Genomic DNA, 11428 nt, shown 5'->3' with positions numbered 1-11428 from the left:
ACCGTGTCGGCGCTGGTGATGGCAGCACTGCTTGCCGACTGATCCAGCGGATCCCTGCCGGTGACGACGATCGAGACGCCGGGAATCCGGCCGTTCGCATCGGCCGTCGCGCCCGCGGTCGTGAACATCAGGAACAACTGCTGGCCCGACGGCGCATTGGCCAGACTGAATTCCGCGTCCTGACCGGCTCCGATGAACACCTTATTCAGCAGATTGACCGCATCGTCGGGGTTCGTCGCATCTGGATGCTTGAGCGGTTGGTACTCCACGGTCCAGATTTTGCCGCCCGACAGCGGCGACCCGGTTTCTTCGATATAGGCTGCGAACACGATTGCGCCGGTTGCGCTCCCGGCTCGGCCCACCAGGATGTTGTCGTTGCTCGTATCGGTATAGAGAAGGATGCTGGTGCCATTGAGGGTATCCAGTCCGCTGTCCACGCCATTGAGCAGTGCGCCAGTGCTGTCGACGAAGCTGATATTGGTAATGGTTGCTCCGGGGTCAGCGCTGACGCTGAACGCATTGCTGCCGGTATTGCCCACGGCGCCGGTATAGCCACTCAAGGCCGCACCCGTTGCGGTACCTGCACCCAGTGCGGTCAAACGGGTAGAGAAAGTCGAGGGCAGGGACGCCAACGGAATGTCGTTGTCATCAGCGTCTCCCGCGGGGCTTGGCGTGGCGGTGAGGTTCTGTAGCCCGGCCGTTTCGTCCAGCGTAACGTTCGCGCCGGAGGCCACGACGCTCAGCGCGTTGGTCGTAATCGACGTTGTCAGCGATGGGTCGAGGGTCGAAGTGTAGAGGGAAGTCGGATCGCCCGGCAGCGATGAATTTTGCTCGACAATAGTCATAACTTGTTCCTGGGGTAGTTGCGGTCATCGAGGCCTGACCGTTGACCATTGGTCGCAACTATGGAGAAGCACCGGGGATTGCACATCAGCCGAAACTCCCACGCGGGCTGGGAGTTTCAGACTAGTCGTCCTCGTCGCAGGCCTGGCCGCAGGGGGCCAGTGTTCAAGGCTTGTGGTGCTAGAGCGCTCACAACGAATGCGATCCGTGCGGATCTGATATTGGCACTGCAAAAAAATGCGAGGGTGGTTTCCACCACCCTCGCATCCTTTCACGCACGCGCTGCCTCAGGCGCTGCCATGGACAATGTCGGTATTCAGAACATCAACCCCGACCAAGGTGATGGTCGTGACTTGTCCGCCCGTTTCGGCAACCGTCACGACGCTGTTGGCGCCGCTGTTGTCGATCGACTGGACAACGGCGTTCTGGTCGCCGTTGAGCACCAGCGTGTCGCGCAGCCCTGCGCTCGCATCGAAGCCGGTGATCTGGTACTTGTTCTGGGTGAGTGACAAATCGATGTTGAAGGCATCCCGCTCACCACTCGTGCCCACCAGCGTGAAGTCGAAGGTGGTGCCCAGGTCGTTGGCGAACAGGTTGGCGTCGAACGTGCTCGTCGCCGAGTCCCCATCCTTGTCTGTCAGCGTCGCGTTGAACGCCAGCTTGACATCGCTGGCCAGGCTCTCGGTCTCATGAGTGAACTCGATCGTCGGGATCTTAATCTCGCCTCGGCCCATCGTGAGCTGAACAGCGTCGATCAACTTCGTGCCCTGCTGCTGAATGAGGAAGGACACCTGTCCACCGGCCTCCGGTGTCACGGTGTTCACCTCGATCAGGTTCGAGAACGTGCCATCCTCGTAGAAGGCCCTGTAGTACAGGTCCTCGGTCGCCGTGTCGTAACCCCCCACGGAGTTGTCGATGAAGACCTTCATGCTCGTCAGCAGGCTTTCCGGGTTGATCACGAAGCTTTCATCGGCATTGCTGATGGCCGCCAGGTTGTCTCCCTGGAACAGGTTATTGGCGATGCCGATGCCGGACGTGCTGACGTTCATGGCCCTCGGGTCGATGTACGACGGCAGGGGGTTGGTCTGTAGCTGGGCTTCGGTGGGGTCGGGGGCTCCAAGCCCGATACCGGTCAGGATGTCCGCAGTCGACGCCGTTGCTTTCGCGGAAAAGAACACAATCTCCTCAGATGGCGAAGGAATCGTCGGCGGATTCTGCGGTGGGATCAGCAAGGTGCGCACCGGATCCGGGCCGCCGGCAGTGAGCGAGCCGTCGGCACTGCTGAGCACGATCTCGGAACTGAAGCCTTGCACCAGGTCCAGGGCATAAGTGCCATTGGCAAAGGCGGTCAGCGTGTAGTCAACGCTGGTATTCGCGGTGGCGGCGTTGTTGTCGAAATCACCGGTCAACGTCCCTGCGAAGTGGAACGCGCCATTGACATCCGGCGAAGGCGATTGCTCGGTGAGCGTGCCGGTGCCGGTGGTGGTCGTGTTGTCTGGCCTGACGAGAGTGAATTGGTTATTCACCAACGAAATATCCAGACCGGTTGCCCCCAGTCCGTCGGCTCCGGTTGAATGATCCCAGTATCCCTGTTGTGGAAGGATGCTACCGGTGCCGATCAGATTGCCGAAGGCAAGTGTAGGGCCGTCGTCCTGGAACACCAGGTTCTGGCCGATGTTGAGCGTGGCATGGGCGCTGTCGCCGTCTCCATCGGTTTTGGTCGCCGTCAGGGTTACCAGATTGTCCGAGGACAGACTCGTCGAATCATTCGGATTGGTTGGATCGGGATGCACCACGGCCCGTTGCTGGTCGAGGGTGACGTCACCGTTGGCGGCCACGCTGACGGTGAACACCAGCAGGTGGGTATTGGCTGTGCGGCCTTCCACCACGCTGCCGTTGAGCGACAGGTTGACCGCCTCACCGGTGGCCGTGTCGGTCAGCCCGGAGGCACCCGCCACCACGCCCAGCGCATAGGTCAGCGTGCCGGCGCCATCGGCGCCATACGCCGAGGTGAAGTTGGCCGCAAAGCTCTGGGTGGCGTCGGTGGTCAGTACCGTTTCGTCAACCGTCAGGGTTGGCTCCGTGCCGGTGGTGCTGATGCTTGGCCCGTCGTCCTTGAACACCAGGTTCTGGCCGATGTTCAGTGTTGCATGGGCACTGTCGCCATCTTTGTCGGTGATGGTGGCGGTCAGGGTCACCAGATTGTCCGAGGTCAGCGTCTTCGAATCATCCGGATTGGTTGGGTCTGGATGCACTATGGCCCGTTGCTGGTCGAGAGTGACGTCACCGTTGGCGGCCACACTGACGGTGAACACCAGCAGGTTGGTGATGGCCGTGCGGCCTTCGACCACGCTGCCGTTGAGCGACAGGTTGACCGCTTCACCGGTGGCCGTATCGGTCAGCCCGGAGCCGCCCGCTACCACACCCAGTGCATAGGTCAGCGTGCCGGCCCCATCGGCGCCAAATGCCGAACTGAAGTTGGCGGTAAAGCTCTGGGTGTCGTTGGTGGCCAGCACCGTTTCGTCGACCGTCAGGACTGGCTCCGTGCCGGTGGTGCTGATGCTCGGTCCGTCGTCCTTGAACACCAGGTTCTGCCCGATGTTGAGGGTGGCATGGGCACTGTCGCCGTCCTTGTCGGTGATGGTGGCGGTCAGGGTTACCAGATTGTCCGAGGTCAACGTCTTCGAATCATCCGGATTGGTTGGGTCGGGATGTACCACGGCGCGGATCTGATCGAGGGTAACGTCACCATTGGCGGCGACGCTGACGGTGAATACCAGATCGTTGCTAATCGCCGTGCGGCCTTCCACGACTGTACCGTTAAGCGACAAATTCACCGCTTGGCCGGTAGCGGTATCGGTCAGCCCGGAACCGCCCGCGACCACGCCCAGTGCATAGGTCAGCGTACCCGCACCGTCAGCGCCAAACGCCGAGCTGAAGTTGGCGGTAAAGCTCTGGGTGTCGTTGGTCGCCAGCACCGTTTCGTCCACTGTCAGCGTTGGCTCCGTGCCGGTGGTGCTGATGCTCGGTCCGTCATCCTTGAACACTAGGTTCTGGCCGATGTTGAGGGTGGCATGGGCACTGTCGCCGTCCTTGTCGGTGATGGTGGCGGTCAGGGTCACCAGATTATCCGAGGTCAGCGTCTTCGAATCATCCGGATTGGTTGGGTCGGGATGTACCATGGCGCGGAGCTGATCGAGGGTAACGTCACCATTGGCGGCGACGCTGACGGTGAATACCAGATCGTTGCTAATCGCCGTGCGGCCTTCCACGACTGTACCGTTAAGCGACAAATTCACCGCTTGGCCGGTAGCGGTATCGGTCAGCCCGGAACCGCCCGCGACCACGCCCAGTGCATAGGTCAGCGTACCCGCACCGTCAGCGCCAAACGCCGAGCTGAAGTTGGCGGTAAAGCTCTGGGTGTCGTTGGTCGCCAGCACTGTTTCATCGACCGTCAGGATTGGCTCCGTGCCAGTGGTGCTGATGCTGGGTCCGTCATCCTTGAACACAAGGTTTTGGCCGATGTTCAGCGTGGCATGGGCACTGTCGCCGTCCTTGTCGGTGATGGTGGCGGTCAGGGTCACCAGATTGTCCGAGGTCAGACTGGTCGAATCATCCGGATTGGTTGGGTCGGGATGCACCACGGCCCGTTGCTGGTCGAGGGTGACGTCACCATTGGCGGCGACACTGACGGTAAACACCAACAGGTTGGTGGTGGCCGTTCGGCCTTCCACTACGCTGCCGTTGAGTGACAGGTTCACCGCTTCACCGGTGGCTGTATCCGTCAGTCCCGACGGGCCGGCAGTCACGCCCAGCGCATAGGTCAGCGTGCCCGCACCGTCGGCGCCAAATGCCGAGCTGAAGTTAGCCGCGAAGCTCTGGGTGGCGTCGGTGGTCAGTACCGTTTCATCGACCGTCAGGGTTGGCTCCGTGCCGGTGGTGCTGATGCTGGGTCCATCGTCCTTGAACACCAGGTTCTGGCCGATGTTCAGCGTGGCATGAGCGCTGTCGCCGTCCTTGTCGGTGATGGTGGCGGTCAGGGTCACCAGATTGTCCGAGGTCAGACTGGTCGAATCATCCGGATTGGTTGGGTCGGGATGCACCACGGCCCGTTGCTGGTCGAGGGTGACGTCACCGTTGGCAGCAACGCTGACCGTGAATACCAACAGGTTGGTGGTGGCCGTTCGGCCTTCCACTACGCTGCCGTTGAGCGACAGGTTGACTGCCTCACCAGTGGCCGTATCGGTCAGCCCGGAGGCACCGGCTACCACGCCCAGTGCATAGGTCAGCGTACCCGCACCGTCGGCGCCAAACGCCGAGGTGAAGTTGGCGGCGAGGTTCTGGGTGGCGTCGGTCGTCAACACCGTTTCGTCGACCGTCAGCGTTGGCTCGCTGCCGGTGGTGCTGATGCTTGGCCCGTCATCCTTGAACACCAGGTTCTGGCCGATGTTCAGCGTGGCATGAGCGCCCCGCCGAGGTGAAGTTGGCGGCGAGGTTCTGGGTGGCGTCGGTCGTCAACACCGTTTCGTCGACCGTCAGCGTTGGCTCGCTGCCGGTGGTGCTGATGCTTGGCCCGTCATCCTTGAACACCAGGTTCTGGCCGATGTTCAGCGTGGCATGGGCACTGTCGCCGTCCTTGTCGGTGATGGTGGCGGTCAGGGTCACCAGGTTATCCGAGGTCAGACTCGTCGAATCATCCGGATTGGTCGCGTCGGGATGCACTACGGCCCGTTGCTGGTCGAGGGTGACGTCACCATTGGCAGCAACGCTGACCGTGAATACCAACAGGTTGGTGGTGGCCGTGCGGCCTTCGACTACGGTGCCGTTGAGCGACAGGTTGACTGCCTCACCAGTGGCCGTATCGGTCAGCCCGGAGGCACCGGCTACCACGCCCAGTGCATAGGTCAGCGTTCCCGCACCGTCGGCGCCAAACGCCGAGGTGAAGTTGGCGGTGAAGTTCTGGGTGGCGTCGGTCGTCAACACCGTTTCGTCGACCGTCAGCGTTGGCTCGCTGCCGGTGGTGCTGATGCTCGGTCCGTCGTCCTTGAACACCAGGTTCTGGCCGATGTTCAGCGTGGCATGGGCACTGTCGCCGTCCTTGTCGGTGATGGTAGCGGTCAACGTCACCAGATTGTCCGAGGTCAGGCTCGTTGAATCATCCGGATTGGTCGCGTCGGGATGCACCACGGCCCGCAGCTGGTCGAGGGTGACGTCACCGTTGGCGGCGACGCTGACCGTGAACACCAGCAGGTTGGTGGTGGCCGTGCGGCCTTCCACGACGGTGCCGTTGAGCGACAGGTTGACGGCCTCACCGGTGGCGGTATCGGTCAGTCCGGAGCCGCCCGCGACCACGCCCAGCGCGTAGGTCAATGTGCCCGCGCCATCAGCGCCAAACGCCGAGCTGAAGTTGGCGGCAAAATTCTGGGTGGCGTCGGTGGTCAGCACCGTTTCGTCCACGATCAGCGTTGGTTCCGTGCCGGCCGCACTGACGCTCGGCCCGTCGTCTTCGAAGATCATCTTGGAGCCGATTTCGGCGATCGAGGTGGAGGCTTGGCGCAGCGAGAAGCCGCCGATATCAAAATCGGCGTGGTTATCGCCTCTGGCGTCGAGGGCCGCGCCGTTCTCGATGAGTACGCGGTTGTGATCCGATGTCGTGGTGTATTCAATCTGGTAGCCGGCTTTAATGCCGGTGAGTGTTGCAACCCCACCCGTAAAGCTGATGGTGATGGTCGGATCATTCACCGAACCGTCGGAATTTTCGATCACCAGCCCGGTACTATTGTTGATGACTTGAACATTGGTGATGGCAACCGGCGTGTCATTCGCATAGCCGTTGACGAAATTCGCGCCAGGTTCAGCTGCGGTGTTGAATGCGCTGATTTTTACCACCGCACTCTTGCCGCTTTGCAACTGCACGATGTCAAAATTGGCCGATGTCGAATTGTAGACACCGGTAAAGTCGATGTTGGATTCAACATCGGCTTCGGTCTGGCTAAGGTTGGGAACGGTCACATCCTGCCGGGCACCCGTGACGAACGAAAAGCGGATACCTTCCTGTTCCGTAATCATCTGGTTATTGGTGCCGATGGTGGTCGGGCCACCGCCCTGGCTGGTATTGATCGTGTCGCCAGTGTTTATGTTGGCGCCACTTGACTGGTCTGCGGGGTCCTTACCGGTGGCGATGATGGAGGGATCGGTGATCCGTGTGACACCATTGATAACTTCAGTTGTCGGGTTCGCTTTCGTGAACATCAGGAAGAGGTTCTGACCGGAGGGCGCACCGGCCAGGCTGAATCCCAGGTCCTGACTGACTCCGACGAACACCTTATCCTGCAGATTGAGCGAATCATCGGGGTTCGTCGCATCTGGATGCTTGAGCGGTTGGTATTCCACGGTCCAGATCTTGCCGCCCGAGACTGGCGATCCGGTTTCTTCAATATAGGCCGCGAACACGATCGCGCCATCTGCGGCCCCGGCTCGGCCCACAACGATGTTGTTGTCGTTCGTATCGGTATAGAGAAGGATGCTGGTGCCATCGAGAGTATCCAGCCCGCTGTCCACGCCATTGAGCGGTGCGCCAGCGCTGTCGACGAATCTGATATCGGTAACGCCGGACGGGTCGGTGAGGGTGAATGCATTGCTGCCCGTGTTGCCCGCGGCACCGGTATAGCCGCTCAAGGCCGCACCCGTTGCGGTACCTGCACCTAGTGCGGTCAAACGGGTAGAGAAGGCCGAGGGCAGGGAGGCCACCAGAATGTCGTTGTCGTCAGCGTCTCCCGCGGGGCTTGGCGTGGCGGTGAGGTTCTGCAGCCCGGCCGTTTCGTCCAGCGTAACGTTTGCGCCGGGCGTCACGCTCAGGGCGTTGGCTGTAATCGACGTTAAGTTGAGGGAGGTCGGATCGCTCGTTAGCGATGAGTTTTGCTCGCGAATAGTCATGACGTTCTCCTGAGCAATTACGGTCATCGAGGCCTGACCATTGACCTCTGCAACTATGACTAATCGCCGGGGATTGCACATCGGCCGATACTCCCATGCGGGATAGGAGTTTCGGCCTAGCTGTCCTCGTTGGTGGCCTGCTGCATGTCGTTCTCGTTGTTTTCTGCCGTGTTTAAGCCTTGTGGTGTTTGAGAACCCACAGCGAATTCGATCCGTGCCGATCTCATTTTGGAACTGCAAAAACAATGCGAGGGTGACTTTCGCCACCCTCGCATCCTTTCACACACGCGCTGCCTCAGGCGCTGCCATGGACAATGTCGGTATTCAGAACATCAACCCCGACCAAGGTGATGGTCGTGATTTGTCCGCCCGTTTCGGCAATCGTCACGACGCTGTTGGCGCCGCTGTTGTCGATCGACTGCACAACGGCGCTCTGGTCGCCGTTGAGCACCAGCGTGTCGCGCAGCCCTGCGCTCGCATCGAAGCCGGTGATCTGGTACTTGTTCTGGGTGAGTGACAAATCGACGTTGAAGGCATCCCGCTCACCGCTTGTGCCCACCAGCGTGAAGTCGAAGGTGGCGCCCAAGTCGTTGGCGAACAGGTTGGCGTCGAAACCACTCGTCGCCGAGTCCCCATCCTTGTCCGTCAGCGTCGCGTTGAATGCCAGCTTGATATCGCTGGCCAGGCTTTCGGTCGGCTGAATGAACTGGATCACCGGGATCTTGACATCGCCTCGGCCCATCGTGAGCTGAACCGCATCAATCAACTTCGTGCCTTGTTGCTGAACGAGGAAGGACACCTGTCCGCCGGCCTCCGGCGTCACGGTGTTCACCTCGGTGAGGGCCGAGAACGTGCCATCCTCATAGTAGGCCCTGTAGTACAGGTCTTCGGTCGCCGTGTTGTAACCTCCCACGGAGTTGTCGATGAAGATCTTCATGCCCGCCAGCAGGGTCTCCGGATTGATCACGAAACTTTCATCGGCAGAACTGATGGCCGCCAGGTTATCTCCCTGGAGAATGTTATTGCCGACGCCGATGCCGGACGTGCTGACGTTCATGGCTGCGGGGTCGATGTACGACGGCAGCGGGGTGGTCTGTAGCTGGGCTTCGGTGGGGTCGGGTTTCCCTAGCCCGATGCCGGTCAGGATGTCCGAAGTCGACGCCGTCGCCTTGGCGGAAAAGAACACAATCTCCTCGGAGGCCGAAGGAATGGTCGGGTCATTCGTCGTCGGAATCAACAAGGTGCGCACCGGATCCGGGCCGCCGGCACTGAGCGAGCCGTCGGCACTGCTGAGCACGATCTGCGAACTGAAGCCTTGCACCAGGTCCAGTGTATAGCTGCCATTGGTGTAGGCGGTCAGCGTGTAGTCGACGCTGGTATTCGCGGTGGCGGCGTTGTTGTCGAAATCACCGGTCAACGTGCCTGCGAAATGGTAGGCGCCATTGACGTCCGGTGAGGGCGACTGCTCGGTGAGCGTGCCGGTGCCGGTGGTGGTCGTGTTGTCTGGCCGGACGAGGGTGAATTGGTTATTCACCAACGAAATATCCAGTCCGGTTGCCCCCAATCCGTCGGCTCCGGCCGAGTGATCCCAGTACCCTGTTTGTGGAAGGATGCTACCGGTGCCGATCAGATTGCCGAAGGCAAGTGTAGGGCCGTCGTCCTGGAACACCAGGTTCTGGCCGATGTTGAGCGTGGCATGGGCGCTGTCGCCGTCTCCATCGGTTTTGGTCGCCGTCAGGGTTACCAGATTGTCCGAGGACAGACTCGTCGAATCATTCGGATTGGTTGGATCGGGATGCACCACGGCCCGTTGCTGGTCGAGGGTGACGTCACCGTTGGCGGCCACGCTGACGGTGAACACCAGCAGATGGGTAGTGGCTGTGCGGCCTTCCACCACGCCGCCGTTGAGCGACAGGTTGACTGCCTCACCGGTGGCCGTGTCGGTCAGCCCGGAGGCACCCGCCACCACGCCCAGCGCATAGGTCAGCGTACCCGCACCGTCGGCGCCATACGCCGAGGTGAAGTTCGCCGCGAAGCTCTGGGTGGCGTCGGTGGTCAGCACCGTCTCATCCACCGTCAACGTCGGTTCGGTGCCGGTGGTGCTGATGCTCGGTCCGTCGTCCTTGAACACCAGGTTCTGGCCGATGTTGAGGGTCGCCTGGGTGCTGTCGCCGTCCTTGTCGGTGATGGTTGCCGTCAGGGTCACCAGATTGTCCGCGGTCAGCGTTTTCGAATCATCGGGATTGGTCGTGTCGGGATGCACCACGGCGCGGAGCTGATCGAGGGTGACGTCACCGTTGGCGGCGACGCTGACCGTGAATACCAGCAGGTTGGTGGTGGCCGTGTGACCTTCGACCACGCCGCCATTGAGCGACAGGTTCACCGCCTCGCCCGTGGCTGTGTCCACCAGCCCTGAGGCGCCCGCGACCACGCCCAGCGCATAGGTCAGGGTGCCGGCACCGTCAGCGCCATACGCCGAACTGAAGTTAGCCGCGAAGCTCTTGGTATCGTTGGTCGCCAGTACCGTTTCGTCGACTGTCAGCGTTGGCTCGGTGCCGGTGGTGCTGATGTTGGGGGCGTCATCCTTGAACACCAGGTTCTGCCCGATATTTAGCGTGGCATGGGCGCTGTCCCCATCCCCATCGGTCTTGGTCGCCGTCAGCGTCACCAGATTGTCCGAGGTCAGCGTCTTCGAATCATCCGGATTGGTCGCATCGGGATGCACCACGGCGCGGATCTGGTCAAGGGTGACGTCGCCATTGGCGGCCACGCTGACCGTGAACACCAGCAGGTTGGTGGTGGCCGTGCGACCTTCGACCACTGCACCGTTGAGTGACAGGTTGACTGCCTCACCGGTGGCGGTGTCCGTTAACCCTGAACCTCCCGCGACCACGCCCAGGGCATAGGTCAGCGTGCCGGCCCCATCAGCGCCAAACGCCGACGTGAAGTTGGCGGCAAAGCTCTTGGTATCGTTGGTCGCCAGTACCGTTTCGTCCACCGTCAGGGTCGGTTCCGTGCCGGTGGTGCTGATGCTCGGCCCATCATCCTCGAAGATCATCTTGGAGCCGATTTCGGCGGTTGACGTGCTGGACTGCAGCACCTTGAAGCCGCCAATGTCGAAGTCAGCGTGCGTCTTGTCGCCGTTCTTGTCGGTCAGCAACCCGGCGTTCTCGATCATCACGCGGTTGTGGTCGGTCGCCGTGCTGTAGGTGATCTGCGAATCGGTCGGAACGCCGGTGATCAGCACCGTGCCGTCGGCGTTGTAGGTGATGACGGCGGTGCTGACGGTGGCGCCCGCGAACGTCTTCACGGTGACACTGCCGTTAATGATCGCGACCTTTTCGGTGCTGTCGTTGGCGTAGCTGTTGACGAAGTTGACACCGCTCTGCGACCCGCTGACGTTGTCGGCGTTCTTGACGGCGGTGAGCAAGAGCTTCGCAGTCGTGCCGCCCGTCTCCTGCACGATCTTGAAGGTCGCGGAGCGGGCGCCGAAGTACTGGGTGAAGTCGATGTTCTGTTCGACACCCGCTTCGCCCGGGCTCAGGTTGGGGATCGTGAAGTCCGCCTTGGCACCGGTGACGAAGCTGAAGCGCAGGCCTTCCTGTTCGGTGATCGCCTGGTTGTTGGTGCCCAGGGTTGTGCTGCCGCC

3 protein-coding genes and 1 pseudogene are annotated in these 11428 nt (G+C 61.3%); all 4 read right to left on the bottom strand.

Annotated elements, in window-relative coordinates; translation table 11 throughout:
• Positions 1–845 (bottom strand): DUF5801 repeats-in-toxin domain-containing protein (locus tag F475_RS30115; RefSeq protein ID WP_256597265.1); only part of this gene is annotated, 845 nt, incomplete at its 3' end.
• A gap of 285 nt (positions 846–1130) precedes the next feature.
• Positions 1131–5306 (bottom strand): annotated as a pseudogene (locus tag F475_RS30905) (DUF5801 repeats-in-toxin domain-containing protein); the annotation flags it as partial.
• Complete coding sequence (locus tag F475_RS30105; RefSeq protein WP_256597264.1) at positions 5263–7779, bottom strand: DUF5801 repeats-in-toxin domain-containing protein; 2517 nt, start codon at positions 7777–7779, stop codon at positions 5263–5265. The gene F475_RS30105 and the pseudogene F475_RS30905, both read right to left, overlap by 44 nt.
• Positions 7780–8074: 295 nt before the next feature.
• Positions 8075–11428, bottom strand: a 3354-nt coding sequence (locus F475_RS30900; protein ID WP_256597263.1) for a DUF5801 repeats-in-toxin domain-containing protein, incomplete at its 5' end; no start/stop codon positions are given.

This window comes from Pseudomonas sp. URMO17WK12:I6 (assembly GCF_003253625.1).
Lineage (GTDB): Bacteria > Pseudomonadota > Gammaproteobacteria > Pseudomonadales > Pseudomonadaceae > Aquipseudomonas.
This window is presented reverse-complemented; position numbering and strand designations above follow the sequence as displayed.